Raw genomic sequence first — 26462 nt, forward strand, 5'->3', positions numbered from 1 at the left:
CTATCCCGTCCGTTCGTTTCCCGCGCCGGTCCTCTCATGGGCCGGTCCGGTATTTTCTTCCCGGCCATAGAGCCGGAAGAATTCGTCAATCGCCTGCGCGGCGCGCGCGCCAGGCGCCTCGCCGTCGAGGCTGTCGCCGAGCAGCAGGCGCACATGCATGTCGCGCACGATGAGGCCGTACAGCGTGCGATAGGCCTCGCGCGTGTCGGCGAAGTCAAGCAGCCCCTCGCGCCTTCCGGCCTCCAGCAAGGCGGACAACCGCGTCTCGATCGGCTTGCGGCCATGCTCGCGCAGAAGCAGGCCGAGATCGGCCTCGCCGCGCCGCGCCTGGCCGATGGCGAGCCGGTTCAACGCCAGCGACACGTCGCCGGCGAGCACCTTCAGAAGATTGGCTGCGATGCCGGCGAGCTGGGCGGCGAGAACCGCCCTGCCCCGGGCGCCGGAGACGTTCGGCTCGGCCTTCACCTTGCTCGACTGGAAGGTAATCATCGCCGCGAGCAGACCATCGCGGTCGCCGAACCATTTGTAGAGGCTTTCCTTCGAGCAGTTCGCCGCCCGCGCGACGCCCGCCGTGGTCAGCGCCCGCTCGCCGCCCTCGACCAGCAGGGCCAGCGCGCTTTCCAGAACGGCGTTCTGGCGCGGCGAATAGGCCTCGTTGCCGGAGGGGATGGGGAGGTTGGACGACACGGTCAGTTCGCTCTTCCCGGCGGGGCTCGTTCCACCGCATCCGCCGGCTGCGCGTGGAGCCAGCCAGCCTGCAGCTCATGCTGCACTGCGGTGTACCGTACGGTACGGTTCCAGCGTTTTACAGAAGCGCCGCCATGCGGTCAAGCGCCTCGCCGGCGCGATTCCGTTCTAGCGGATGAATATCGGCTGGCATGAAGACGCCACGATGAAGCCGATCCGAGGATCTGGGTCTGAATGCCTGCCGCCTCGCTTCAGGCTCGTCGCGAGGGTCCAGGCAAGCCCCATACCCTGCCATCCCCAAAGCCCGGCCATACCGGGAAACACACCGTCAACCGGAGGCGGCATTCCCCGCCACTTGCGCGGCGACGGGGCAGCCCTCAGATGTGCACCAACAGCGTCCGGCGCAGGCAACCGCCGCGCCGGACCGTCGCCATGCCTGGCGCCCTCGATCGGAAGCGGCCGCTTCCCAAGGAGCAACCCATGAAGAAGAAGATCGGCTTCCTGTCGTTCGGCCATTGGCAGGCCGCCCGCGGCTCGCTGGCACGCACGGCGCAGGATTCGCTGCTGCAGGCGATCGATCTCGCTGTCGCTGCAGAGGAAATCGGCATCGACGGTGCGTTCTTCCGCGTGCACCACTTCGCCCGCCAGGCCGCCTCGCCCTTCCCGCTGCTCGCGGCCATCGCGGCGCGGACGAAGCGCATCGAATTCGGCACCGGCGTCGTCGACATGCGCTACGAGAACCCGCTCTACATGGCCGAGGAAGCGGCCGCGACCGACCTGATCGGCAGCGGCCGGCTGCAGCTCGGCATCAGCCGCGGCTCGCCGGAACCGGCCGAGCGCGGCTGGGAGAGCTTCGGCTATGATTCGGGCGAGGATCTGAGCGGCGCCGAGCTCGCGCGCGGCCACACGGAGATGTTCCGCGCTGCCATCACCGGCGCCGGCGTCGCCCGCGCCGACATCAAGATGACCGGCATGACGGGCCGGCTGGCGATCCAGCCGCAATCGCCGGGTCTGGCCGACCGCGTCTGGTGGGGCGCCGCCACGCGCAAGACCGCGATCTGGACGGCCGAGCGGGGCATGAACCTGATGAGCTCGACGCTGCTTCTGGAAGATACCGGCGTGCCGTTCAGCGAGCTGCAGGCCGAGCAGATCCGAGTGTTCCGCGAGACCTGGGCAGCGAAGGGCTGGCAGCGCACGCCCCGCGTGTCGGTCTCGCGCAGCGTACTGCCGATCACCGACGATACCGACCGGATGTATTTCGGCGCACGGGACGGGTCTGATCAGGATCAGGTCGGCCATCTCGACGGCAGCATCGCCCGCTTCGGCAAGAGCTATATCGGTGAGCCGGACGCGATCGCGGCGGAGCTTGCCAAGGACGAGGCTGTGCGCGCCGCCGACACGCTGCTGCTCACCGTGCCGAACCAGCTCGGCGTCGACTACAACGCCAAGCTGCTCAAGACGATCGCCGACCACATCGCGCCGGCGATCGGTTGGTCGCGTGAGGAAGTCGAGCTGGTCTAGGGCGGAGCCCGCTCCAACCAGAGCCCAAAACGAAAAGGCCGGATCCTGCGATCCGACCTTTCTGATTTCAGCGATCCTCGAAGGCGCGATCAGGTCGCGGCCGGGCCGCGGGTGATGGCGGCGACGCCGGTGCGCGAGACTTCCACCAGGCCGAGCGGCTGCATCAAGAGGATGAACTGGTCGAGCTTGTCGGTGCGGCCGGTCAGCTCGAACACGAAGCTCTCCGTCGTCGCGTCGATGACGCGGGCGCGGAAGGCGTCGGCGAGCCGCAGCGCCTCGACCCGGTCGTCGCCGGCGCCGCGCACCTTGATCAGCAGCAGCTCGCGCTCGATCGCCTTGCCGGTGACGGTCAGGTCGATAACCCGGTGCACCGGCACCATGCGCTCCAGCTGCGCCTTGATCTGCTCGATCACCTGGGCCGAGCCGGTGGTGACGACGGTAATGCGCGAGCGGTGCTTCTCGTGCTCGGTCTCCGAGACGGTCAGGCTCTCGATGTTGTAGCCGCGCCCCGAGAACAGGCCGATGACGCGGGCTAGAACGCCCGGTTCGTTGTCGACGAGCACCGAAAGCGTGTGCTGCTCGGTCTTATCCTTGCCTTCCTTGATCGCGTAGACGGATCCGGGCTGCATCTTGTTCTCCAATATTCGGTCGACATCCGCCTGAAATCGAAAGCCTCGCCGTCATCCCCGCGAAGGCGGGAATCCATTCGGCCGTGACGGTTCTCGGCGGAATGGATCCCGGGCGGAACTTCGCCCGGGATGACGACTTCAGTCCTGCCGCTTCCTCAGACCAGCGCCTTGCCGGCGGCGTCGATCGCGTTGGCGATGACCTCGTCGGTCGCGTCTTCCGGCAGCAGCATCTCGTTATGCGCCTTGCCCGACGGGATCATCGGGAAGCAGTTGGCGAGATTGGCGACGCGGCAATCGAACAGCACCGGCCCCTTGGCCGCGATCATCGCGTCGATCGCGCCCTCGAGCTCCGACGCCTTCTCGCAGCGCATGCCGGTCGCGCCATAGGCCTCGGCCAGCTTGACGAAATCGGGCAGCGAGTCGGTGTAGGAGTGCGACAGGCGGTTGCCATGCAGCAGCTGCTGCCACTGGCGCACCATGCCCATGTACTGGTTGTTCAGGATGAACACCTTGACGGGCAGCTCATGCTGGATCGCCGTCGACAGCTCCTGGATGTTCATCAGGATCGAGGCGTCGCCGGCAATGTCGATGCAGAGCGCGTCGCGATGCGCCGTCTGCGCGCCGATCGCCGCCGGCAGGCCGTAGCCCATCGTGCCGAGGCCGCCCGAGGTCATCCAGCGGTTCGGCTCGTCGAAGCCGAAATACTGCGCCGCCCACATCTGGTGCTGGCCGACTTCCGTCGAGATGTAGACGTCATGCCCGCGGGTCCGCTCATAGAGCGTGCGGATCGCGTGCTGCGGCAGGATCGTCTCGCTATTCTGGCGGAAGCCGAGGCTGTTGCGGGCGCGCCAGCGGTCGATCTCGCCCCACCAGCTCTTCAGCGCCGCCTTGTCGGCCTTGTGGCCGGCCGATTTCCAGGCGGCGAGCATCGCCTTCAAGACATGCGCGACGTCGCCGACGATGCCGATGTCGACGCGGACGTTCTTGTTGATCGAGGACGGATCGATGTCGATGTGGATCTTCTTCGAGCCGGGCGAGAACGCATCGAGGCGGCCGGTGATGCGGTCGTCGAAGCGCGCGCCGATGTTCACCATGACGTCGCAATCGTGCATGGCGTTGTTGGCTTCATAGGTGCCGTGCATGCCGAGCATGCCCAGCCACTGCTTGTCGGAAGCCGGATAGGCGCCGAGGCCCATCAGCGTCGAGGTGATCGGGAAGCCGGTCAGCTGGACGAGCTCGCGCAGCAATGCCGACGCCTCGGGGCCGGAATTGATGACGCCGCCGCCGGTATAGAAGATCGGCTTCTTCGCCTTGGCGATCAGCTCGACCGCGGCCTGGACCGCCGCCGGATCGCCCTCGACCTGCGGGCGATAGGTCTTGTGCTCGACGCGGGTCGGGCCCTGATAGGTGCCGGTGGCGAACTGGACGTCCTTCGGGATGTCGACGACGACCGGGCCGGGACGGCCGGAGCGCGCGACATAGAAGGCCTCGTGCAGGATGCGGCCGAGGTCGTTGACGTCCTTGACCAGCCAGTTGTGCTTGGTGCAGGGGCGCGTGATGCCGACGGTGTCGGCCTCCTGGAAGGCGTCGGAGCCGATCAGGTGCGTCGCGACCTGGCCGGTGATGCAGACCATCGGGATCGAATCCATCAGCGCGTCGGTCAGCGGCGTGACCATGTTGGTGGCGCCGGGGCCGGAGGTGACGAGCGCGACGCCGACCTTGCCGGTCGAGCGGGCATAGCCTTCGGCCGAATGCCCGGCCCCGCCTTCCTGGCGGACGAGGATGTGCTGGATCTTGTCCTGCTGGAAAAGCTCGTCATAGATCGGCAGTACGGCGCCGCCGGGATAGCCGAAGAGGTGCTCCACGCCCTGGTCGATCAATGCCTGAACGACCATCTCTGCGCCGGTCATCTGCCGTGTCATCGTTTCGCTCCGTCGCGGATTTTCATCGCCGTATCCGCCTTCTCTGTCAGTTCCATCAAGCCAATAAAAAAGGCCCTCTCGGGGCCCATTTTCGCGCACTACCTATCGTGACGGCTTTAGACCATCAGGCAGTGCGCTCTCTAAGTACAATAACGTCGCGGCGGATCATGTCCGGGCCCTTCGATTGAATTTCGCGGAACATGGCGCAGCCGGCGCAAGCCGTCAACCCCCGGAGAAGAAAATTGCGCGGGATAGGGGTTGGGGTTGCGGGAAATTAGGGGGAGGCGGTCCACCCGATCAGAAGTTGCAGGCCCAGAAAATGACTAGCGGAGGTTACGCATTTCGCTACGCTTAGCATTCAAACTTTCTGAGACGGGGGAATACATCGCAATGGCAAGGCTTGATGAATCTAGAAAACTTGCGGCGGAAAAGACCCAAATCGGTGTCCCGCGAGCTATCGTCCGTCCAGTATCGAGAATCACCTTTGAACTAAGTGATAAACTGGCATTCGAATCGGCAATCGATCTATGCCTCAAATGGATGCAACCGCGGTCCAATACCAAGCTCCCACCAGAAGCATGGACTGGTTCTAGCTTTGACGTTTCAGACAAACTGGGAGCCAATCCATGCAGGGCCGCACGGCTCGACACTGCGGGTGGATCAACTTGGGCAGGTCGGCTAGACTACCCAGAAAACGACACAAGTATAAGAAGGACGTGGGTCACCGAGCTCTTTGCCGAAAAGCGTTCGGGGCGACTAACTCGCTTTGGCGCGCAGCTCACAACCGTCACGATGGGCGATGCTCCCTTATACGAAATTACCCGACCAACAGTCGTTCGCCACATCCTGAAAGAGCTGTCTGCCGAGGCTGACGGCTTCAGCATTACCGAAAGCCCCTGGAAGATACGAAGTGACGAAGTCGGCGATCTCGTTGACCTAATCTATAGCCCGGCAAGGCGACTGCCTATTGTTGCAATTTCCTCAGATACTGACGATCGAGCTGCCGTGTCCGCTGATGAAGTATCGCATCATCTTGGGGGATCTGCTCATATCGTTCACCTGCCTCCGGATTCTGCCTGGGAGCTAACCGGCACCATCGGTAAACGCATGTCCGTCTTCAATGGGGCTGCCCGCATTTATATCCCGGGATTGCAGGAAGATAATGAAGATCCCTTTGATCATCCTCTATGGATGGTGAAATCGCCTACTACTGACGCATCCGTCCTACGCTCCATTGCAGCGCGCGTTCTACCATATGCCTTCTTCCAAAGTCAGGGCTCCGAAGAATTCCTGCGTGTCGGAACTATCCGAGAGCAGATCGAACGCGCGACTCAACTTACCGCAACGCCGACGACCGAACTACTTCGTTTAAGACAAATTATTGACTTGCGCGATGCAGAATTCTTCAAAATTAAGGAAGAGAGAGACACTTGGGAAGGCTTAGCCAATGACGAGCAATATCGTCGAATTCAAGCGGAAAACGACTTACAGCACCTCAAGAACGAAACTGAACAACTAAAAGACGAAGTGAATCATCTTTCAGCAAAATCAGAGGCACTGAAACTTCACTTACAAGATCGAGAAATTACTGAGTCACAACCTGTGCCAGCTCGAAGGCTGACTAGTTATGACGATTTAGAAGACTGGTCAGACGTCGTCCTTGGCAAGAATATATATATCCACCAAGCAGCATTGAAAGATTGTCGGAAGAACGGTCACGAAAGCACCCTGGAGCGCCTTGAAAAGGCGCTGATCGTAATTCGCGACTTCGTCGTCCCTGCACGACTTGATCCGACACTAGAGAACCGAGATCGAGCGAGAGAAGAGCTCACCAAAATTGGAATGCTTGATAGCGCCTGCTTCGTTGACAGAGACGAGGCAAAAAGAACGCCAGGCTACAGTGTTCGATACCAAGGAATTACGCGGATACTGTATGATCACATCAAGTATGGAAACGGATACGATAACGCAAATCAGATCAGAATATACTATTTCTGGGATCAAAATGACGAAATATTTGTAATTGGAAAAATGCCATCACATCTTCCGAATAATTTGACGACTTGATGACCAGCGAGATTATTTGAGGTGCGTTTCTAGTCTCCGCTGAGACACGAGCGGTTCCCCTCCCCATTGTGGGAAGAGCCGGTCGTGAGCTCGGCCTGGCCGGTCAGGCAGGCTTTCCGGACCGAATGGGCGAGGCAGGATTCCCGGCATCGGCGCGGGTACCCCCTCCCCGGCCCTCCCCACAAGGGGGAGGGTGAAGGGTTGGCGCCCCGCCCTATTCCGCCGGGACGGCGCTCGGGGCGTGGTGGGCGGCGTGGCGCGGAGGCGCCGCCGCTCCCTCCTCCACCAGCCCCGCCTGCCCTTCCGCTGCCACCGAGTGCGGCAGCTTCGTTCCCCGCGCCTTTTCGCGCCAGAGCGTCAAAATGCCGGAGCCGATGATCAGGACGATGCCGAGGAGCATCGGTAGCTCCAGATGGATGTGGAAGACGAAATAGTCGATCCCGATCGCCCAGAGCATCTGGCTGTACTGCGTCGGGCCGACCAGCGCCGCCGGCGCGCGGAAGGCGGCGAGCATCAAAAGGACGTTGCCGAGCGCGCAGAGGATGCCGTAGCCGGCGAGCCAGCCGATCTGCGCGAGGCCCGGCGGCGCGTAGGACGGGATCATCAGGACGCCGCAGAGGAAGAAGGTGCCGAGCACGCCGGCGCCATAGAGCGAGATGTTCTTCTCGCGCGGGCCGATGGCGCGGAAGACGACGATCGAGATGGCGCCGCCGAGCCCGCCCACCACGGCGCCGAGATGGCCGATCGAGAGCTCGCGAAAGCCGGGGCGGAGCACGATCAGCACGCCGACGAAGCCGATGATCACGGCGCTCCAGCGCTTCAGGCCGACCGGCTCCTTCAGGAAGACGACCGACATGATGGTGACGAAGGCCGGTAGCAGGAAGATGAGCGCGAAGGCCTCCGCCATCGAGAGATGGCTGAAGGCGATGACGCTGCCGATCGTGGCGGCGCCATTGGCGGCGAAGCGCACCAGCCAGAGCGGCCGGTTGGTCGTGCGCACGATATCGATCCAGCGATCGTCCGGCTTCTTCAGGAAGGGGACCGCGAGCAGGCCGAACAGCGAGCCGATGAAGGCGATCTCGTAGGGCGGCAGGCCGCCGAGGAATTTGACGCTGGCATCGGAAAAGGCATAGGCGGCAAAGGCGGCGAAGCCGAGAAGAAGGCCCTTGAGGACCGGATCGGAGGACACGACGGGAGGCTTTCTGGCGCGTGAGAGGTCGTTTCGGGCGACCCCGCCGCTGCCCGGTCGCGCCGGCCGCGCTCTCCCCCTCCCAAGGTGCCTTTCTCAGGCGGCGCAGATCGGCGCACCCGCTTCGCGCGGGCGCCGGGCAGCCGAAGCCGCCTGGGCGACGATGTAGCAGAAGCGCGCGACGCCGGCATGACGAAATGCGGGGCAGACGCTGGAAAACGGGGCGCGCGCGAGATCGTCCACCGCTGGATCGCGCCTGGCGAAAAAGCCTGCCGGAGACGGGAGATCTCCGGCAGGGCGGTCCCGCCGGCGGGCAAGGGGCGGATCCGCTGGCAGGGTTTGTCGGCACGGGCTCAGTCGACCATCACCCGGCGCAGGCGGGACGCCAGCGGGCGGACGATCTCGGCATGGTCATGGCCTTCGATCCGCATCGCCTCGAGCCGGACTGTCACCTCGTCGACGAGTTCCAGCATGGCGCGGCGCTGGGCGCCGTCGAGCGTGCCGCGATTTTCCGCCCGGAGGCGGATCGTCGTCAGCATGGCGCGAAACTCCGCCTCCGGCATGCAGGCGACATAGCCGGTCACGGTAGCGCCGAGCGCGATGCGCCAGCTCTCGCGGGTGAAGCCGGCGCGGGTGATGCGGTTGTCGCTTTCGGCATCGGCCTCGAACCAGTCGTCGGCGGCGGCCTCGTCATAGGCGAGTTTGCCGAATTCCGGCGACAGCGCCGTGATCAGCTTGACGACGACGATCGCCTCCTGCCGGGTCAGCGCCCTGGCGGGCGAGACGGAGAAGGCGACGGCGAGAAAGGGCAGCAGCCCGGCGAGCGTCAGGGCGGCGCGCCGGAACGCCCTCCGGCGCTGGAGACGAGCGGCGGTCAGCATGACGCCCTCATCTCGGCTTCGGCCTTCTGGCTCGCCTGCTGCTGCACCAGCGAGCCGCCGACGGAGGCCGCCTGTGCCGCGACCATGCCGGCCTGCCCGGCATAGCCGCCGAAGCCGCCGACCATCGACAGCGCCCCGCCCACCATCGCCGCGCCCATCTGCGCGTCAGCCGCCTTCTTGGCCGCCTCGGCGCAGGCCTCGGCAGAAGCCTGGCGCACTGGCGCCTGCCGGGCCGACTTTCCCTCCCTGGCGCCAGCTTCGCGGCTCTTGCCAGCTTCGCGGTTCTTGCCGGCGGGACCGGCCGACGCGGTCTCCGTCGTCGTCTGGCTGCAGCCCGAAAGCGCCAGCCCCGCCATCAGCATCACGATCAATCGCATTTCTCATTCGCTCCCATGTCTCGCGCGTCGGGCGTGCCAAGCGATGCCGCCCTCGCGGAGCCGCTCGCCTGTCGCCTGCGCAAAATTGTCCGGAGCCCCCCGGCCCGTCGCGGATGGCGGCCATTCCGCCGAGGCGACCGGTCTAGGCCGGCGCGAAAGTCCCGTCTTGGCGGCCGGCGAACGGATGCGGCCGGGTGCGAACCGACAGCGCGTTTTCCGAAGCGAAAGGAAGCCGAAACGAAAGGAAGAGGCCGGATCAGCGGGCCCGGCCGGCAAGTGCCTCGGCGCGAACGTCCGAGGGCGTGCAGCCGAAACGGCGGCGGAAGACGCGGTTGAAATGCGACAGGTCCTGGAAGCCGGCGGCAAACGCGATGTCGGCGATCGAGCCCGCCCGGTCCTCGCGCAGCGAGCGTATGGCGAGCTGCAGCCGGCTCTCGCGCAGATATTCCGTGAAGCTCGCGCCCTCGGCCGCGAACAGGCGCTGGATGTAGCGCGGCGTGACGCCCTGCCGGCGTGCGATCGCGCCGATGTCCAGTTCGGGATCGGTGAGCCGCGCGAAGATCTCCTTCTTGACCAGCGCCAGCCGCGCCGCGCCGATGCCCCCGCCGCCCCGCGCCGTATCGCCGGGAACGACACCGCCGAGCAGATGGGCGACGAGGTCGTAGAGATGGCGCGCGGCGAGCGCCGCCGCCTCGGCATCGCCCGGCGGACTTTGGCGCAGGAGCTCGGCATAGCCGGCGAAGAGCCGCAGCCCCGGGGTAGCGGCGGGAATGATGTAGCAGCCGCGCGCGTCGATGCGCGGCAGCAGGCGGGCGAGCCGTGTCCGCTCCAGCGCGACGACCCGAAGCCAGGTCTCCGGCAGCCGGCATTCGGTCCAGACGGCCTGGTTGACGATCATCAGGTCGCCGGCCGCAACCGTGATCGGGGCCTTGCCGTCGACGGAGACCTCGTGCTCGGTCGAATGGATCATCAGCTGGTAGTCGTCGCGGCCGTCGCCGATAAGCGCGCGCGAGCGCTTGCCGTCGAGCGGCGAATAATGCGCCTGCGCCAGCGTGACCGCATCCGGCAGGGCATGGGCCGCGAGATCGACATGGAAGCTCTGCGGATCGGCCGGCCGAAACTCCATGCCGACGACGTGGCGCGCGACGAAATCATGCACGAAGGCGAGCCGATGCCGTTCCGGGACCAGGCGGGTCGAGAGGCGCTGCATGTTGGGATCGTTCCCTTGGCAATCACGGCCGGCGATCTGTAAGGGTCCCCCGACGCCCGCGCCTTCCGCTCGGTAAGGCGCGGATTCATCCAAAAGATTGACTGGAAGGTCAAGAGTCCAGGGTGTGACCATCATCTCAGGTCGGTTTCCGGATAGGCGCGGCTCGGCCGGCAGCGATCCCGGCCGGCGCAGAGGAAGACGATGGTGCCGTCCGGCCAGCAGGCCTCGCGGTCGAAGCGGGCCTCCGGCACGGTGGCGATCAACAGGCGGAAGGCGATTCCGCCGCCGCCGGGCTCCGGCAGGGCCGCATAGACGCCGAGCCCGTCGCGGCCGTTGCGCTGGATCGAGCCGGCGAAGACGGCGCCGCGGCTGATGAAACCGTCGACGAGATCGATGCCGGCCCGGCAGATGCTGAAGCCCGGCGGCGCGTCGAACTTGGCGTAGTAGCTGGCGCCGCGCTGCAGAGCGATCCGCGCGGTGCCGCGGTACGGGCCGGCGACGATCTCGGGCTTCAGGAAGCGTTCCGCCGCCCGTTCCGGATCCGGATCGTCGCTGCAGTCAAAGCCGAGCGCCCGGCATCCCGAAAGCGCGTCGGCGTCCGCGCGCTCGGCATCGAGCCGCCGCCAGCCGGGCACGCGCTCGGCTTCCGGCGCATTGCCGAGACGAAAATCTTCGAGATAGAGGCGCGGCAGTCCGTCCGGCGCGGCCGAAGCCGTTGCCATCCAGAGGGCCGTGGAGGTGGCCAAGGCAGCCATGACGAGCCGTCCGCGCATGCGACGCACTCCCGCCCAGCCGGCGTGGCGCGTCGAGGGCGGTGGTGACTGGCGCTTCAGCCCGGCCGGTACGGAGGCGTCGCGTCTGCCCTCAAAGCGTCTTCCTGAACCACGCCGCCGTCTTCGCGATCACGCTGTCGGCCATCGTCTGGTCGGCGCCCAGGCTGCCATAGATGTGGTCGCCTTCCGGCACGATCCAGACTTCCTTCGACGAGCCCTTGGCGAGCTTGGCGAAACCTTCCGGATAGGCGGCGGAAAAATCCTTCGCGCCCGCGATGGCGAGATAGGCTCCCGGATAGCTCGCGATCGCCTTGTCGATCTTATGCGTCTCGAGGCTGTCGAAGAAGCCCTTCTTCAGCACGATGGTTCGCCAGCCGAGATCGAGGCCGACAACGCCCTCCGTCTCGGCGGTGGCGATCGCCTTGGCGCCGATCGAACCCTTCATATCCCTGGAGAAATCACCAACCGACGACCAGGTGACCAGCGATTGGAAGCGCTCCGGTTCGTCGGCGGCGAGCAGCGTGGCGACGCCGCCGCCGAGCGAGAAGCCGAGAACGCCGAGCCGCTTCGGATCGATGCCGGCCTGCTTGGCGAGGAAATCGGCCGCGACCTTGGCGTCGGCGAGCTGGCCATCGATCGTCGTCGCGCCCGTGTCGCCGTCGCTCTTGCCGAAGCCCTGGAAATCGATGCGGAGCGAGGCGATGCCCTCCTTGGCGAGAGCCGCCGCCTCGCGGGCATACATGCCGCCGACCTCATCACGCGACGAGCCGAAGCCGTGCAGCATCAAGACCGCCGGGGCGCTGGTGGCGCCCTCCGGAAGGTTGAGCGTGGCGGCGATGCCGCCTTCGAGCGTCACCACGCTCTCTCCGGCCGCGGCGAGCGCGGGCAGCGACAGGACGGCGATGAAGGCGAGCGAGGCGGGCAGCAGGCGCATGATGAGATCATTCCTTGCGGGTTCCCATGGGACGACCGCCAGCAGATCTCTCATTTCCCGCGGCGTCAACGGCCTGTCACGGTCGCCGCATTTGATCGAGATCATGGACCGGCCACAACCATTTGGATTTGCTCGCCCCCGCCAATACACTCAGGATGTCATATCGATACGCCCACCAAGGAGGTCGCGATGAAGACGATGAAAGCCGCCGTTGTCCGGGAGTTCGGCAAGCCGCTGGTGATCGAGGACGTGCCGATCCCCGAGATGCGGCATGACCGCATCCTGGTGAAGGTTGAGGCCTGCGGCGTCTGCCATACGGATCTGCATGCCGCCGAGGGCGACTGGCCGGTGAAGCCGAAGCCGCCCTTCATCCCCGGCCATGAGGGCTCGGGCTTCGTCACCGCTGTCGGCCGCGACGTCAAAGGCGTCAAGGAAGGCGACCGCGTCGGCGTGCCGTGGCTCTACACGGCCTGCGGCCATTGCGAGCACTGCTTCTCCGGCTGGGAGACGCTCTGCAACGAGCAGCAGAACACCGGCTATTCGGTCAATGGCGGCTATGCCGACTATGTGCTGGCCGACCCGAACTATATCGGTCACATCCCGAAGAAGCTCGATTTCGGCGCCGCCGCGCCCGTCATGTGCGCCGGCGTCACCGTCTACAAGGGCCTGAAGGAAACCGAGGCGAAGCCCGGCCAGTGGGTGGTGATCTCCGGTATCGGCGGCCTCGGCCACATGGCGGTGCAATATGCCAAGGCCATGGGCCTGCATGTCGCCGCCGTCGATATCAGCGAGGACAAGCTGAAACTCGCCCGCGAACTCGGCGCCGAGGTCACGGTCAACGCTTCGGAAGGCGACCCGGCCGATGCCATCCGCAAGGCGACCGAGGGCGGCGCGCATGGCGTGCTCGTCACCGCCGTTTCGCGCCCCGCCTTCGCGCAGGCGCTCGGCATGGTGCGCCGGCGCGGCACGCTGGCGCTGGTCGGCCTGCCGCCCGGCGATTTCCCGACGCCCATCTTCGACGTCGTGCTGAACCGCATCACGATTCGCGGCTCGATCGTCGGCACACGGCAGGACCTGGCGGAATCGCTGGAGTTCGCGGCCGATGGCCTGGTCACGCCGCACTACAGCTGGGACAAGCTCGACAACATCAACGCCATCTTCGACGAGATGCGCGCCGGCAAGATCGACGGCCGCGTCGTCATGCAGATCGCAAGCTGATCTCCGGGAGCGCCGCGCCGGGCGCGTGGCGCTCCCAATCCGCCATCTGGTTGCGGAACCAGGTGCCCTGCCGCTTGGCATAGCGGCGCGTCTCCATCTTGGCGCGTTCGATCGCCTCGTCGAGCGACAGCTCGCCGGCGAGATGGGCGCCGAACTCGCGGATGCCGATCGCCTTCATCGCCGGCAGCGCCGGATTGAGCCCGAGCGCGATCAGCGCCTCCGCCTCGGCGATCCCACCCCGCTCGACCATGCCGTCGAAACGCCGGCCGATCCGCTCGTAGAGCACCGCCCTTTCCGGTTCGAGCACGATCCGGCGGACCGATGCCGCGTCGACGAGCGGCGGCGCGCCCGTCTCCCTTTGCCATTCCCCGATCGAGCGCCCGGTCGCCTCGACGACTTCCAGCGCGCGCAGCACCCGCGTGCGATCGAGCGGCGCCAGCCGCTCGGCGCTTTCGGGATCGAGCTTGCTTAGCGCCGCGTGCAAGGCCGGCACGCCCTCCTCATCGGCCCGCGCCTCGACGCGCGCGCGATGCTCGGTTGGGATCGGGGGGATCGACGAGAGCCCCTCGGTCAGCGCCTTGAAATAGAGCCCGGTGCCGCCGATCACGATCGGCAGTTGGCCGTCGTGCCATGCAGCCTCCAGCGCCGCCTTCGCGTCCTCGCGCCAGCGAGCCACGGAATAGCGCTCGGCGGCCGCGACATGGCCGTAGAGGCGGTGCGGCGCCTGCGCCTCTTCTTCGGCGTCTGGCCGCGCGGAGAGGATGCGCAGCTCGCGATAGACCTGCATCGAATCGGCATTGATGACGACGCCGCCATGCCGGCGCGCCAGCTCCAGCGCTAGCGCCGACTTGCCGCTCGCGGTCGGCCCGGCTATCAGGACGGCAGGTCCCATTTTCGCTGAATTCAGGTTCCCCATGCCGTCCGATACCGCTCCGTTCGAATATGTCGCCACGTTCATAGCACGGCCGGAACATGCGGCATCGCTTTCGGAGGTGGTGGATGAGGCCGCCGACCTTCCGGGCGCCGGCCGGCCCGACTGGCTCGCCGATGGCGAGGCCTGCGACGTGGCGCTGCCCGCCGGCGAGAACGGCCTCAACGTCATCCGCGACGACCTGCTCGAGATGATCGACGGCCGCCCGGTCGACGTGGTGGCGCAGCCGATCGCCGGACGGCGCAAGAAGCTCCTGATCGCCGACATGGATTCGACCATGATCGGGCAGGAATGCATCGATGAGCTCGCCGACATGGCCGGGCTGAAACCTTATGTCGCCGAGATCACCGAGCGCGCCATGCGCGGCGAGATCGCCTTCGAGCCGGCGCTGCGCGAGCGGGTCGGCCTGCTGAAGGGCCTGCCGCTCTCCGTCGTCGACACGGTGCTCGCGGAACGCATCAAGCTGATGCCGGGCGGACCGGAACTGATCCGCACCATGAAGGCGAACGGCGCCTATACTGCGCTGGTCTCGGGCGGCTTCACGCTGTTCACCGGCCCGGTCGCGGCCCAGATCGGCTTCGACGAGAACCGCGCCAACATCCTGAACCATCAGGACGGCGTTTTGACCGGCACCGTCGAAGAGCCGATCCTCGGCCAGGAAGCCAAGCTTTCGGCGCTGATGGATCTGGCCCGCCGCTTCTCGCTCTCGAAGATCGAGACATTGGCCGTCGGCGACGGCGCCAACGACCTCGCGATGATCCGCGCCGCCGGCCTCGGCATCGCGTATCATGCGAAGCCGAAGGTCGCCGCCGAGGCCGCTGCCCGGGTCGACCACAACGATCTGACCGCCCTGCTCTTCGCCCAGGGCTATCGCCGGAGCGACTTCGCCGCATGAAGCCGATCGAGACGTCCCGCCTCCGCCTTCGCCGCTGGCAGGACAGCGATCGCGCCCCCTTCGCCGCGATGTGCGCCGACGCGGAAGTGATGGAATTCTTTCCACACGTGCTGAGCCGGGCGGAGTCGGATGCGCTCGTCGATCGTATCGAGGCGCACTGGGTCGCGCGCGGCTATGGCAATTATGCGCTGGAAGAACGCTCGACCGGGGCCTTTGTCGGCATGACGGGTCTCTTCGACGTGTTTCCGGAAGCGCCTTTCGCTCCCTCGGTCGAAATCGGCTGGCGCCTGGCGCGGCCGTTCTGGCGCATGGGCTATGCACGCGAGGCGGCGGAAGCGGTGCTCGCGGCGGCTTTCGCCGAGCACGATTTCCCGGAGATCGTCTCCTTCACGGCCAAGCTCAACACGCGCTCGGCCGGACTGATGCAGCGCCTCGGCATGACCCGCGACCCGGCCGACGATTTCGATCATCCGGGCATTGCGGAAGGCCATCCGCTGCGCCCGCATGTGCTCTACCGGCTGAAGCGGGAAGCGTTCGAGGGCAGGTAGGCGGGCGCACCGCCTGTCCCACACTCGCCGTCATCCCCGCGCAGGCGGGGATCCATGCAGCCCGGGCTCCGGGAGGCCCGCACTCGTGAAACCCAGCTGAATGGATCCCGGGTCTTCGCCCGGGATGACGGAGTTCGGGTTGTCACGACGGGGGCTGCGAGGCGACACCAAGAGATGTGCCGCCCTGCCCTCTACTCGTCGAGCTTCAGCGGAACAAACCGCAGCTCGCCCGCCTTGTTGGCGATCAGGAACAGCGCCGAGCGGCGACCGTCCTTCTTCAGCGCCTCGATGCGCGTCGTCACCTCGGAAGGCTGGGCTACGGGCTCCTGCGACACCTCGACGACGACCTCGCCGATCGCAACGCCCTTCTCCGCGGCGGCGCTGCCCGCGTCGATCGCCGTGATCACGACGCCCTTCACCTCGGGCGCGATCGAGAACTGCGCGCGCAGTTCCGGCGTCAGCTCCGACAGCGTCAGCCCAAGCAGTTCGGTGACGACCGGCTTCGGCGGCTCGACCGGAGCCGGCGCCTGCTTGTCCTCGGCCTTCTCGGCGGCCTCGGTCAGGCGTCCGACCTTCACCTTGAGGGTCATTTCCTTGCCCTTGCGGATCACGACGACGTCGACGAGCTTGTCGATGTTCGCGTCCGCGACGAGGCGGGGCAGATCGCGCATCTCGGTGACCGGTCGGCCGTCGAAGGACAGGATGACGTCGCCAGGCTGGATACCGGCTTCCGCCGCCGGTCCCTTCTCGGTGACGCCGGCTACCAGCGCGCCGCGCGCGGCGGGCATGCCGAGGCTCTCGGCGATTTCGTCCGTCACCTGCTGGATGCGCACGCCGAGCAGGCCGCGGCGCGTCTCGCCGAATTCGCGCAGCTGCTGCACGACATGCACGGCAGCGTCGGACGGGATGGCGAAGCCGATGCCGATCGAGCCGCCCGAGGGCGAGATGATCGCCGTGTTGATGCCGATGATCTCGCCCTTCATGTTGAAGAGCGGGCCGCCGGAATTGCCGCGATTGATGGCGGCGTCGGTCTGGATGAAATTGTCGTAGGGGCCGGAATTGATGTCGCGGTTGCGGGCCGAGACGATGCCGACGGTCACGGTGCCGCCGAGGCCGAACGGATTGCCGATCGCCATCACCCAGTCGCCGACGCGCATCGCATCCGACGAGCCGAACTTCAGCGCCTTGAGCGGCTTGGCGGCGGTCGGCTTGACCTGCAGCACGGCGATGTCAGTCTTCTCGTCGCGGCCGAGCAGCGTCGCCGTCAGCTTCGAGCCGTCATTGAAATTGGCGACGATCTCGTCGGCGCCTTCGATGACGTGGTTGTTGGTTACGATGATGCCGGAGGCGTCTATGACGAAGCCGGAACCGAGCGACTGCACCTTGCGCGGCGGCGAATTGTCCGTGCCGTCCTTCTGCTTGTTGAAGAACTCGTCGAAGAATTCCTGGAAGGGCGACCCTTCGGGCGCCTGCGGCGTGGGAACGCCGCGCGATCCCTCGATCGTCTGCGACGTCGAGATGTTGACCACCGAATCGACGAGGCCGGCGGCGAGGTCGGCGACCGATTCCGGGCCCTGCGCCATGGCAGGCGGAACAAAGGCGGGCGTCGCGGTACTGAGCAGCGCCCCGAGGGCGGCCGCGAGGCACAGGCGATAGGACTTCTTGTTGGCCGCGGCCATCTGCATCTCTCCTCTGGCGTCGCCGTCCAGCATGACACGACCGCGACTTCGATACATCTAGCGCGAAGCGCGCCGCCGCCGAGGGTCAGGAGCGCGCCAGCCAAACCACCGCCACGCCAATCGCGAGCACGATCAGCCCGCATACCCGCAGCATGGAATCCGATGCGGCAATTCCTTGCCGCATCAGGGTTTTCGCAACCGTGGGCGCCACCGCGTAGAACACGCCCTCGATGACGAGGACGAGTCCCAGCGCGGTGACGAAGTCCGTCACGGCGTCGCGGCGGGCGCCGGTTCGGTTGCCGCCGGGGCCGGCGTCACGGCCTTCGGCGGAGCCGGCGTCGCGGCCTTGGGCGGGGCCGGCGTGCCGGGCGTCGCCCGCTCCGGAACCGCCAGCGCGTTGCCGCTCGGGTCGGTCAGGTAGCGGAAGAACGGCGACGACGGCGAGATCACCATGCGCGTCGTGTCGCTCTTCATGCCGTCCTGATAGGCCTGCATCGATCGATAGAACGAGAAGAAGTCGGGATCCTGCTCGAACGCCGTCGCGAAGATGCGGTTGCGCTGCGCGTCGCCGTCACCCTTGATCTCGTCGGCGCGCTGGTTCGCCTCGGCCACGATGACCGTCGCCTGCCTGTCGGCCTGCGCGCGGATCGTCCGAGCCGCCTGCTCGCCCTGCGCACGGATTTCCGTCGCTTCGCGCTGACGCTCCGTCTGCATGCGCTGATAGACGGCCTGGCTGTTCTCCGGCGGCAGATCGGCGCGGCGAATGCGGACGTCGACGACATCGACGCCGAGGCGCTTGCCTTCACGCTGCACCTGCTCGGTGATCTGCTGCATCAGCCGGGCACGGCCCTCGCGGACGATGCTGCTGAAATCCATCTGGCCGGCTGCGCCGCGGATCGCCGAATTGAGGATCACGGCGAGCCGGGATTCCGCAACCTGGACCGAACCGGCAGCCTGATAGAACAGCAGCGGATCGACGATCTTGTAGCGTCCGAACGCATCCATCACGAGGCGCTTGCGATCGCGCGCAATGACCTCGATCGGCGGCGAATCGATGTCGAGCAGCCGCTTGTCCAGCATCACGACATTATCGATCAGCGGGATCTTAGCGTAGATGCCGGGCTCCGTCGCGACGCGGACCGGATTACCGAAGCGCAGAACCAGCGCCTGCTGAGTCTGGTTGACGATGAACAGGCCCGAATAAGCAACGATGGCGACGATGATGACGATGACGAGGCCGAGCCCGCCGAAAATGCGACCCATCACTGCGAGCCTCCCTGCTTGGCGGCTGCGGGCGCGCCCTGCAAGGCAGGCAACGGCATGTACGGCACCACTCCACCTCCCTTTTCGTCGACGATGATCTTGTCCATGTCGGCGAAGACACCGGAAAGCGTATCGAGATAGATGCGCTCACGGGTGACGGCAGGCGCTTCCTTGTACGATTCGTAGACCTTCGTGAAACGATCGGCCTGACCCTTCGCCTCGGCGACGATCTGGTCGCGATAGGCGTTGGCCGCTTCCTCGATCTGCGACGCCTGACCGCGCGCGCCGGGGATGACCCGGTTGGCGTAGGTCTGGGCCTCGTTCTGGACGCGGTCCTGGTCCTGCTCGGCCGCCTGCACGTCGCGGAACGCGTCGATGACCTCAGACGGCGGGCCGACGTTCAGGAGCTGGACCTGCGTGATCTGGATGCCGGCGCCATACTGGTCGAGCTTGTTCTGCATCAGTTCCTGCACGGCGGTCTGGATGCCCAGACGCTCTTCCGTCAGCACGCGCTGGATGTCCGAACGACCGATGATCTCGCGCATGGCGCTTTCGGCCGTAGCCTTCACCGTGCCTTCGGGATTCTGCACGTTGAACAGGTACTTGCTGGCGTCGTTGATGACCCAGAAGACCGAGAAATCGACGTCGACGATGTTCTCGTCGCCCGTCAGCATCAGGCTCTCCTGCGGCACGTCGCGACCGTTCGAACCGGTATTCCGGTCATCCTGGACCGTGCCGACCGTCGTCCGGTTCACGCGCGTGACCTGCGGCGTGTAGACGGCCTCGATCGGGTAAGGCAGGCGGAAGTTCAGGCCCGGCGGGGCGCTGCGCTGGTACTGGCCGAAGCGGAGCACGACGCCCTGCTCGTCCGGCTCGACGCGGAAGGTGAAGAAATTATAGCCCAGGAACGCCACGACCACCGCCAGTATGGCGATGAACAAGACAGGGTTGAAGCCGCCGCCGGAGCCGCCAGGCAGAACCTGTTTGAGCTTGTCCTGGCTGCGACGAAGGAGTTCCTCAAGATCCGGCGGATTGGGACCATTGCCGCGCGGGCCCTGACCCCAAGGTCCGCCGTTGTTGCTGCCTTTCCATCCGCCGCCCGTCTGGTTGCTCCAGGGCATCTTCGCTCCTTAGTTGTCGATCAATAGGCAAGGCGTACCTGCCCCCGCCCATCGAAGCAAGAGAAGCCCCGGATATGCGGCCTTTTGCAGGGCCTCAGCGAGGCTGGAAGTGGTGTGTCGGCGCAGGGCTTTCAACGCGACTGCGTCGTTTATCCACGATCACACGGCCGTTTTTCGGCGCTCATAGATAACAAATCGCGTCGCCGCGGTGTCGGCGGGACCCGCGGGAACCGCCTCCGAGGAAACCGTCTCCCACATCCCCGGATCGATCGGCGGGAACAGCGTATCGCCTTCCGGCGTCGCCGCCACATGGGTGATGTAGAGCCGATCGGCCCGGTCGAAGAAGGCGCGATAGATCTCGCCGCCGCCGATCACCATCAGTTCCTCGGCCGCGCCCGCCGCCGAGAGCGCCGCGTCGAGCTCGGGAACGACGGTCACGCCATCGGCCGCGAAGGCCGGATCGCGGGTGACGACGATGTTGAGGCGGTTCGGCAGCGGCCGGCCGATCGAGACGAAGGTCTTGCGGCCCATCAGCACCGGCTTGCCGGTGGTGATCGCCTTGAAGCGCTTGAGATCGGTCGAGAGCTTCCACGGCATGTCGCCGTCGCGGCCGATGACGCCGTTCTCCGCCACCGCGGCGATGATCGAAAGCCGCGCCGTCATTCCGGCTGCGGCAGCGCCGCTCCCTTGGACGACCCGACGTCCTTGGCCTTCTTGGCGGGCTCGTCCTTGGCCTTGCCGCCGGCCGAGATGCGGTCGACAGTCGCCAGCAGCAGCGCGGAGAGGACGAAGGTCATGTGCAGGATCGTCGACCACATGATCTTGTCGTTCGTGTACTCGTTGGCGTTCAGGAACACCTGCAGCAGGTGGATCGACGAGATCGCGACGATCGAGGAGGCCACCTTGATCTTGAGGCTGCCGGAATCGAGCTTGCCCAGCCAGGAGAGGTCATGGGAAGCATTGTCGAAGCGGCTGACATAGTTCTCGTAGGACGAGATCATCACCATGACGACGAGGCTCGCGACCAACGCGGCGTCGATCAGGCCGAGCATGGCGAGGATCATGTCGGACTCGTCATAGACGAACACGTTCATGGCGACCTTCCAGAACTTCGCCAGGAAGGAGGCTGCGTAGAGCACCAGCGCGGCGCCCAGGCCGCCATAGAAAATCACCAGCAGCCAGCGGGCCGACATGATGAGCTTTTCGATCGAGGTCTCGAAGGATTTCAAGGGAGAAGCTCCGTGGATGATGCCCGCATATACGGATCACAAGGCCGCTTCGCCAACCCTCCCTGCCGCCGGAATCGTTTGGCCGAGACGAATCAGCGCGTCGCCCTCGACCCGGCAACGCTGCCATTCGACCAGACGGCGCGCGCCCTGCGCCTCGTAGAAGGCGATTGACGGCGCGTTCCAGTCGAGCACCGACCATTCGTAGCGCCCGAGCCCCTCGGCGACGCAACGCTCCGCCAGGCTCGCCAGAAGCGCCTTGCCGATGCCGTAGCCCCGGAAGTCGGGCTTCACGAACAGATCCTCGAGATAGATGCCGTGGCGGCCCTGGAAGGTCGAGAAGGTGTAGAACCAGAGCGCGAAGCCGGCCGACTCGCCCTCCCATTCGGCGATCGAGCAGAAGACGCGCGGCGCAGGCCCGAACAGGGCGACGTCCAGCGCCGCGGCGTCGGTCTCGACCTCATGCGCCAGCCGCTCGTATTCGGCCAGCGCTTTGATGAATTCGAGCACCAGCGGCGCGTCGCCCGGACGGGCGGGGCGAAGGGTCAGAGCCATGTCGGTTCCTTGTCAGGGTTCGCGCGGCGAAAGGATCATGATGTCGAGATCCTGCTGCGGATCGAAATCGGTCTTCACCACCTCGAACTGCGTCGGGCCGATCTTCTTCACGCCCTCGGCGCAGAAGGAGACAAGGTTTTTCGGCGCGCCCTTGTCGACGACGAGGCGGAACTTGGCGATCGGCCCGGCCCAGTTGCTGCCGGTGCGCAGGACATAGGCGATGCGGTTCTCGAACAGCGTATTGCTCCCGTCCGAGGTGAGGCCGGCCCGCGCCGCCTTCAGGAAGGCGTCGTCCATGCAGTATTTCTGGCGGTATTGCTCGAACCACGGCTCCGACTGCGCCTCGGGCGCGACAAAGGAGACGTCAGCGCTCTGGCCGAGGCTCGGCTTGTAGCTGTGCTCGACGACGAGCTGCTTGCCGGCCGGAAAAATCTGCTCGCGATAGAAGACGGTCGACAGCAGCCAGGTCGGCGCGAGATGCTTCACCATCCCCTTGCCGTCATTGTCGTATTCGTCGATAGCCGCGAGGCCGAGCTGGACCAGATTGTCCTTGTCCGCCTGCGGCAGCGCATCGAGCGCCGTACGCGTCGTGTCGAGATGCAGCGCCAACGGCACGCCGAGGCTTGTGAGCAGCGCCGTCTGGTCGATCCCGAGCGCCGAGGCGCGCTGCTGCACCTTGGTCTCGATCGGCTTGCCATCGACCAGCGTCTTGAAGCCGAGGAAGTTCACGGGGTCGTCGACCGGAATCGACACCATGAAATCGATGCTGCCCTGGATGTCCGGCATCGGGAAGGCGACGAGCGTCGTGATGTCGTGGTCGGCGTGGTTCTCGAAGGTGTAGCGGACGCGGACTTCGTCAAGCGATAGGAAGAGGTCCTCCGACTGCATCTCTATGTCCTCGGTCAGGACATAGACGAGGCCGCCGGCGGCGAGCGCCGCGGTCGAGTCGTTCGCCCTCGCCGGCGCGGCGAGGGACGCGGCGAGCATCAGGGCGAGGCAAAGGCTGGCGAGGCGGGTCTCAACGGCGCGCATGGACGAAACCTCCAGACGGTCATGATCAAGCCCGATCTAGCAGGTCGCCGCCCCTTCGGTCGAGCGACCCGCCCATCGCGAAGCGCGGTCACACGGCGATTGGCGCCTTGATGGCCGGATGGGGATCGTAGCCGACGAGCTCGAAATCCTCGAAGCGGAAATCCTCGATCCGCTGGATGGCCGGGTTGAGCTTCATCGTCGGCAGCGGTTTTGGCGTGCGCGAAAGCTGCAATCTCGCCTGCTCGAGATGGTTCGAATAGAGATGGGCGTCGCCGAAGGTATGGACGAAATCGCCCGGCTTCAGCCCCGTCACCTGCGCCACCATCATCGTCAGCAGCGCATAGGAGGCGATGTTGAAGGGCACGCCGAGGAAGATGTCGGCCGAGCGCTGGTAGAGCTGGCAGGAAAGCCGCCCCTCGGCGACGTAGAACTGAAAGAGGCTGTGGCAGGGCGGCAGCGCCATGTCGTCGACCTCCGCCGGATTCCAGGCGGAAACGATCAGCCGGCGCGAATCCGGCTTGGTGCGGATCATCTCGATGACATTGGCGAGCTGGTCGATGGTGCCGCCGTCCGGCGCCGGCCAGGAGCGCCACTGCGCGCCATAGACGGGGCCGAGGTCGCCATTCTCGTCCGCCCACTCGTCCCAGATCGAAACGCCGTTTTCCTTCAGGTAGCGGATGTTAGTCTCGCCGGCGATAAACCAGAGCAGCTCGTGGATGATCGACTTCAGATGCGCCTTCTTGGTCGTCACCAGCGGAAAGCCGTCGGCGAGGTCGAAACGCATCTGGTAGCCGAACACGGAGAGCGTGCCCGTGCCGGTGCGGTCTTCCTTCCGGACGCCCTTGTCCAGGACATGCTGCATGAGGTCGAGATACTGGCGCATGGATCGTCCAACAGATTCGATGTTTCCGCGATCATACAGCGGCGAGCCCGGATCGCGACTCCACCGATTGCACAAAGCGCGGCTCTGCGTTCAATTGGGGTTCGGCTAGGCCGCGCGAGCCCTGCCCGCCCCCGGCTTGAGGAATTGGGCATGTCGCAGACCATTGCCAATCCCGACGTCTACCTGCATGTGCGGGTCATCATCGGCATTATCCTGGGTCTCAGCGTGTCACGCCTGCTGAGCGGCCTCGCCCGCTTCGCGCAGCATCCGCTCCGCAACCCGGTCTTCATCACCCACCTTCTGTGGGTGGCCTTCGCCTTCCTGTGCGTGGTGCATTTCTGGTGGTTCGAGTTCTATCTGACCTCGGTCCACCTCTGGACGTTCGAGCTCTATATCTTCATCATCTTCTATTCGAGCCTCTACTTCGTCCTCTGCGCCATCCTGTTTCCCGATAGCCTGGCGGAATACTCAGGATACGCCGACTATTTCATGTCGCGGCGGAAGTGGTTCTACGGCCTGATCGCGGTCATCTTCCTGGTCGACCTGATCGACACCGCGATCAAGGGCAGCGCCCATTTCCACTCCTTCGGCATCATCTATCCGATCCGCAACATCGTCTACGCGACGGTCGCGATCGTGGCGATGTTCGTAAGCGACAGGCGCTTCCACCTCACGATCGCGATCCTGGCCCTCGGATTCCAGACCTTCTGGATCCTGCGCGCCTTCTCGACGCTGCAGTAGCCCTCTATTCCGCCGGCGCGGTGACGGCGCGGCCACGGCGGCCGAGCGTCACCTGCGCCAGCGTGAAGGCGATCACGCCGCAGGCGGCGATGCCGGCGACCATCGGCAGCGCCGTGCCGTCGAGGAAGAGGCCGACGACCGCCATGACGACGGCGCCCGTCACCATCTGCAGCGTTCCCATCAGTGCCGAGGCGGTGCCGGCGATCTCGCCATGCTCGTCGAGGGCAAGCACCGCCGACGTCGGAATGACGAGGCCGAGGAAGCCGTTGGCGACGAAGAGGACGCCGATCAGGACGGCGAGACCGTCGATGCCGGACGCCATCAGCAGGAACAGGACGACGACCGAGATGGCAAAGCCGGTGACGGCGACGCGCATCACCCGCTTCAGGCCGAACATGCCGCCGAGCCGGCCATTCAGCTGCGAGAAGCCGAAGAACGACACCGCGTTGATCGAGAAGGCGAGGCTGTACTGCGTCGGCGTCAGGCCATAATGCTCGATCAGCACGAAGGACGAATTGGCCAGATAGGCGAAGAAGCTCGAGATGCCGAAGGCGCCGATGAAGACGAGGCCGAGGAAGTGGCGGTCGCGCAGCAGCAGCCAATAGCCGGCGAGCGCGCTTCCGACGCCGCTTTCAACCCGCTGCTCGGCCGGCCGCGTCTCGTCCAGCGCCAGCGCCAGCAGGGCGATGCCGAGGATCGCCGCCACCATGACGATCCAGAAGATCGCGCGCCACGAGGCGATCGCCGTCACGGCGCTGCCGGCGAGCGGCGCCAGGATCGGCGAGATGCTGAAGACGAGCATGAGGAGCGACATCAGCCGCGCGGCCTCATTGCCGGTATGCAGGTCGCGCACGACGGCGCGCGGCACGACCATGCCGGCGCAGGCGCCGAGGCCCTGGACAAAGCGGAAAGCAATCAGGATCTCGACCGTCGGCGCCAGCGCGCAGCCGATGCTGCCAAGCGCGAACAGGGCAAGGCCGAAATAAAGCGGCGGCTTGCGGCCGACCATGTCGGCGACGGGCCCATAGATCAGCTGGCCGAGGCCGACCGAGATGAAGAAGGCCATCAGGCTCATCTGCACGGCGCCGGTCGTCGCGCCGAGATCCTGGCCGATCGCCGGGAGCGCCGGCAGATACATGTCGATCGCGAACGGACCGATCGCGCTCAAAAGGCCGAGAATAACGGCATAGCGCAGGATGGAGGAGGACATGTGAGACACCTGAAAGCGACGACCCGGCCTCTGCGGAACGGCAATGCCACGCAGGATCAAGATCAGCGATTGATTTGGACACCGACGCGGCCACAGCGCCGCGATAATTTTGTAATGGTTGGCACACTAATGGTCGACAAACGCTCGTCCGTCAACCCACATTGTCGTTAACGTCACCTCCGCCGCCCCCGGCAGGCGATGGCGGCGTTCTTCCGCTCCCTGCTCCGCGCCCCTCCCCGCGCCTCCCCCGCGCCTCCCCCGCGCGGCCTGGCGCCGATCGCGCGACAGTATCGGTGCGCATCTCGGCCGAAGGCCGCCGGATCCGGCCCCGAACCCTTTTCACGGCGGTTTCAATCGCCTATATGTCGGGTGCCGGCGCAAGCCGGCTATGGCGATAAACTGTCATCGAAATAAACCCATCGGACCCGGGGGCGGTACCCGGCGCCTCCACCCAAGCCCATCCCAAGGGATGGTTTTCGGCGGGGGCGAAATAGGATCGACGAGGGCGTAAAGGGTGTTCTTTCGCTCGGCATGGTACCGCCGTTATCGGACCAAATCTGTAGTTGCAAACGACAACTATGCTCCGGTTGCTGTCGCTGCGTAAGCAGTGCCGGTACCGAAATAAAAGTCCTTACGGGTAGCACCGTGTAGGCGGGGTCCGGAGGCACCTGGCAACAGAAGCCTCCACTTCCCTTCCTTCCGACATTACGATCCCAGCCCGTGACGCCGGCATGACAGCCTGGCCGCGGACGAAGTTTCCTGTCGCGTCGGGACCTCAATCTTCGCGAAAGAGTGTCGCCGTTCACCTTTTCCAAGAACCATCCGCGCGCGCGCTTGACTTCTCGGGGCCGGAGATCGAGTTTTCGACGACAAGGCTCGTCAGGGAGCCGTTTTTAGCGCGGGTCCGCGGTTTTGCCGCACCGGGTGCCTGTCTCGACCCCGTCCGCATTGATTCTGGGTAGTCGCCGTT

At 65.6% G+C, this 26462-nt stretch carries 27 protein-coding genes and 1 other RNA gene; 7 read left to right on the forward strand and 21 right to left on the reverse strand.

All coding sequences use genetic code 11. The annotated features are described in order from the left end of the window. On the reverse strand, positions 1 to 687 hold the full coding sequence (locus tag AC6HZP_RS16905; RefSeq protein ID WP_497523778.1) for a TetR/AcrR family transcriptional regulator C-terminal domain-containing protein: 687 nt from the start codon (positions 685 to 687) through the stop codon (positions 1 to 3). A gap of 480 nt (positions 688 to 1167) precedes the next feature. Here AC6HZP_RS16905 and AC6HZP_RS16910 point away from each other — a divergent pair, with 480 nt between their 5' ends. Continuing rightward, on the forward strand, positions 1168 to 2208 hold the full coding sequence (locus AC6HZP_RS16910; RefSeq protein ID WP_497523779.1) for an LLM class flavin-dependent oxidoreductase: 1041 nt from the start codon (positions 1168 to 1170) through the stop codon (positions 2206 to 2208). An 89-nt stretch (positions 2209 to 2297) separates the two neighbouring features. Here the strand turns inward: AC6HZP_RS16910 and ilvN are convergent, their stop codons facing one another. Then, the gene (gene ilvN, locus AC6HZP_RS16915; RefSeq protein WP_029076140.1) at positions 2298 to 2837 is read right to left on the reverse strand and encodes an acetolactate synthase small subunit; all 540 of its coding nucleotides are present in this window, start codon (positions 2835 to 2837) and stop codon (positions 2298 to 2300) included. A 155-nt stretch (positions 2838 to 2992) separates the two neighbouring features. Then, a complete protein-coding gene (locus tag AC6HZP_RS16920) occupies positions 2993 to 4759 on the reverse strand; it encodes an acetolactate synthase 3 large subunit (RefSeq protein ID WP_201400271.1) in 1767 nt (588 codons plus the stop codon). 390 nt (positions 4760 to 5149) lie between these two features. On the opposite strand from AC6HZP_RS16920, the gene AC6HZP_RS16925 reads away from it, so the two are divergent. Next, entirely contained in the window at positions 5150 to 6826 is a 1677-nt protein-coding gene (locus AC6HZP_RS16925; protein WP_497523780.1) for a hypothetical protein, read from the forward strand. A 214-nt stretch (positions 6827 to 7040) separates the two neighbouring features. Here the strand turns inward: AC6HZP_RS16925 and AC6HZP_RS16930 are convergent, their stop codons facing one another. From AC6HZP_RS16930 to AC6HZP_RS16960, 7 genes are all read right to left on the reverse strand, one after another. Next, positions 7041 to 8015, reverse strand: coding sequence for a DMT family transporter (locus AC6HZP_RS16930; RefSeq protein ID WP_497523781.1), 975 nt, complete (start codon positions 8013 to 8015; stop codon positions 7041 to 7043). A 96-nt stretch (positions 8016 to 8111) separates the two neighbouring features. Then, entirely contained in the window at positions 8112 to 8258 is a 147-nt protein-coding gene (locus tag AC6HZP_RS16935) for a hypothetical protein (RefSeq protein ID WP_497523782.1), read from the reverse strand. A gap of 110 nt (positions 8259 to 8368) precedes the next feature. Continuing rightward, positions 8369 to 8896 (reverse strand): hypothetical protein, encoded by a 528-nt coding sequence (locus AC6HZP_RS16940; protein WP_201400275.1) that lies wholly within the window; start codon positions 8894 to 8896, stop codon positions 8369 to 8371. Continuing rightward, the gene (locus tag AC6HZP_RS16945) at positions 8890 to 9273 is read right to left on the reverse strand and encodes a hypothetical protein (RefSeq protein ID WP_497523783.1); all 384 of its coding nucleotides are present in this window, start codon (positions 9271 to 9273) and stop codon (positions 8890 to 8892) included. Before AC6HZP_RS16945 ends, AC6HZP_RS16940 begins: the two co-directional genes overlap by 7 nt. Before the next feature lie 256 nt (positions 9274 to 9529). Further along, on the reverse strand, positions 9530 to 10483 hold the full coding sequence (locus AC6HZP_RS16950; RefSeq protein ID WP_497523784.1) for a helix-turn-helix transcriptional regulator: 954 nt from the start codon (positions 10481 to 10483) through the stop codon (positions 9530 to 9532). Positions 10484 to 10614: 131 nt separating this feature from the next. Further along, positions 10615 to 11238, reverse strand: a complete 624-nt coding sequence (locus tag AC6HZP_RS16955; RefSeq protein ID WP_497523785.1) for a hypothetical protein — start codon at positions 11236 to 11238, stop codon at positions 10615 to 10617. 109 nt (positions 11239 to 11347) lie between these two features. Beyond that, positions 11348 to 12190 carry an alpha/beta hydrolase family protein gene (locus AC6HZP_RS16960; protein ID WP_497523786.1) on the reverse strand — a complete coding sequence of 281 codons (843 nt, stop codon included), beginning with the start codon at positions 12188 to 12190 and terminating at the stop codon, positions 11348 to 11350. A 189-nt stretch (positions 12191 to 12379) separates the two neighbouring features. Here AC6HZP_RS16960 and adhP point away from each other — a divergent pair, with 189 nt between their 5' ends. Further along, entirely contained in the window at positions 12380 to 13408 is a 1029-nt protein-coding gene (adhP, locus tag AC6HZP_RS16965; protein ID WP_497523787.1) for an alcohol dehydrogenase AdhP, read from the forward strand. Here adhP and miaA read toward each other — a convergent pair. Further along, complete coding sequence (gene miaA, locus AC6HZP_RS16970; protein ID WP_497523788.1) at positions 13389 to 14300, reverse strand: tRNA (adenosine(37)-N6)-dimethylallyltransferase MiaA; 912 nt, start codon at positions 14298 to 14300, stop codon at positions 13389 to 13391. The two genes, adhP and miaA, sit on opposite strands and share 20 nt — an antisense overlap. Before the next feature lie 22 nt (positions 14301 to 14322). On the opposite strand from miaA, the gene serB reads away from it, so the two are divergent. Continuing rightward, positions 14323 to 15234 (forward strand): phosphoserine phosphatase SerB, encoded by a 912-nt coding sequence (gene serB / locus AC6HZP_RS16975; RefSeq protein ID WP_497523789.1) that lies wholly within the window; start codon positions 14323 to 14325, stop codon positions 15232 to 15234. Next, positions 15231 to 15782 carry a GNAT family N-acetyltransferase gene (locus tag AC6HZP_RS16980; RefSeq protein ID WP_497523790.1) on the forward strand — a complete coding sequence of 184 codons (552 nt, stop codon included), beginning with the start codon at positions 15231 to 15233 and terminating at the stop codon, positions 15780 to 15782. Before serB ends, AC6HZP_RS16980 begins: the two co-directional genes overlap by 4 nt. Before the next feature lie 191 nt (positions 15783 to 15973). Here AC6HZP_RS16980 and AC6HZP_RS16985 read toward each other — a convergent pair whose 3' ends face one another. From AC6HZP_RS16985 to AC6HZP_RS17025, 9 genes are all read right to left on the reverse strand, one after another. Further along, positions 15974 to 17461, reverse strand: coding sequence for a DegQ family serine endoprotease (locus AC6HZP_RS16985; RefSeq protein WP_497523791.1), 1488 nt, complete (start codon positions 17459 to 17461; stop codon positions 15974 to 15976). A gap of 85 nt (positions 17462 to 17546) precedes the next feature. Then, positions 17547 to 17732, reverse strand: a complete 186-nt coding sequence (locus tag AC6HZP_RS16990) for a DUF2065 domain-containing protein (protein ID WP_497523792.1) — start codon at positions 17730 to 17732, stop codon at positions 17547 to 17549. Then, entirely contained in the window at positions 17729 to 18724 is a 996-nt protein-coding gene (gene hflC / locus AC6HZP_RS16995; RefSeq protein WP_201404508.1) for a protease modulator HflC, read from the reverse strand. The genes AC6HZP_RS16990 and hflC overlap by 4 nt, the downstream gene beginning before the upstream one ends. After that, a complete protein-coding gene (gene hflK, locus AC6HZP_RS17000; protein ID WP_201400286.1) occupies positions 18724 to 19845 on the reverse strand; it encodes an FtsH protease activity modulator HflK in 1122 nt (373 codons plus the stop codon). The genes hflC and hflK overlap by 1 nt, the downstream gene beginning before the upstream one ends. A gap of 159 nt (positions 19846 to 20004) precedes the next feature. Then, a complete protein-coding gene (locus AC6HZP_RS17005; RefSeq protein WP_497523793.1) occupies positions 20005 to 20508 on the reverse strand; it encodes a dihydrofolate reductase in 504 nt (167 codons plus the stop codon). Continuing rightward, positions 20505 to 21074, reverse strand: coding sequence for a TIGR00645 family protein (locus AC6HZP_RS17010; protein ID WP_497523794.1), 570 nt, complete (start codon positions 21072 to 21074; stop codon positions 20505 to 20507). Before AC6HZP_RS17010 ends, AC6HZP_RS17005 begins: the two co-directional genes overlap by 4 nt. Before the next feature lie 36 nt (positions 21075 to 21110). Further along, positions 21111 to 21626 (reverse strand): GNAT family N-acetyltransferase, encoded by a 516-nt coding sequence (locus AC6HZP_RS17015; protein ID WP_497523795.1) that lies wholly within the window; start codon positions 21624 to 21626, stop codon positions 21111 to 21113. Positions 21627 to 21638: 12 nt separating this feature from the next. Continuing rightward, the gene (locus tag AC6HZP_RS17020; protein WP_497523796.1) at positions 21639 to 22658 is read right to left on the reverse strand and encodes a DUF4424 domain-containing protein; all 1020 of its coding nucleotides are present in this window, start codon (positions 22656 to 22658) and stop codon (positions 21639 to 21641) included. An 88-nt stretch (positions 22659 to 22746) separates the two neighbouring features. Then, the gene (locus tag AC6HZP_RS17025) at positions 22747 to 23541 is read right to left on the reverse strand and encodes a thymidylate synthase (protein ID WP_497523797.1); all 795 of its coding nucleotides are present in this window, start codon (positions 23539 to 23541) and stop codon (positions 22747 to 22749) included. Positions 23542 to 23691: 150 nt separating this feature from the next. Here AC6HZP_RS17025 and AC6HZP_RS17030 point away from each other — a divergent pair, with 150 nt between their 5' ends. Next, positions 23692 to 24282 carry a hypothetical protein gene (locus AC6HZP_RS17030; protein WP_497523798.1) on the forward strand — a complete coding sequence of 197 codons (591 nt, stop codon included), beginning with the start codon at positions 23692 to 23694 and terminating at the stop codon, positions 24280 to 24282. 4 nt (positions 24283 to 24286) lie between these two features. Here the strand turns inward: AC6HZP_RS17030 and AC6HZP_RS17035 are convergent, their stop codons facing one another. Further along, positions 24287 to 25492 carry a multidrug effflux MFS transporter gene (locus AC6HZP_RS17035; RefSeq protein ID WP_497523799.1) on the reverse strand — a complete coding sequence of 402 codons (1206 nt, stop codon included), beginning with the start codon at positions 25490 to 25492 and terminating at the stop codon, positions 24287 to 24289. 332 nt (positions 25493 to 25824) lie between these two features. Here AC6HZP_RS17035 and ssrA point away from each other — a divergent pair. Further along, positions 25825 to 26181: a transfer-messenger RNA gene (ssrA, locus tag AC6HZP_RS17040) on the forward strand. Positions 26182 to 26462: the final 281 nt, after the last annotated feature.

It is taken from the genome of Kaistia sp. SLG-1 (assembly GCF_059699055.1).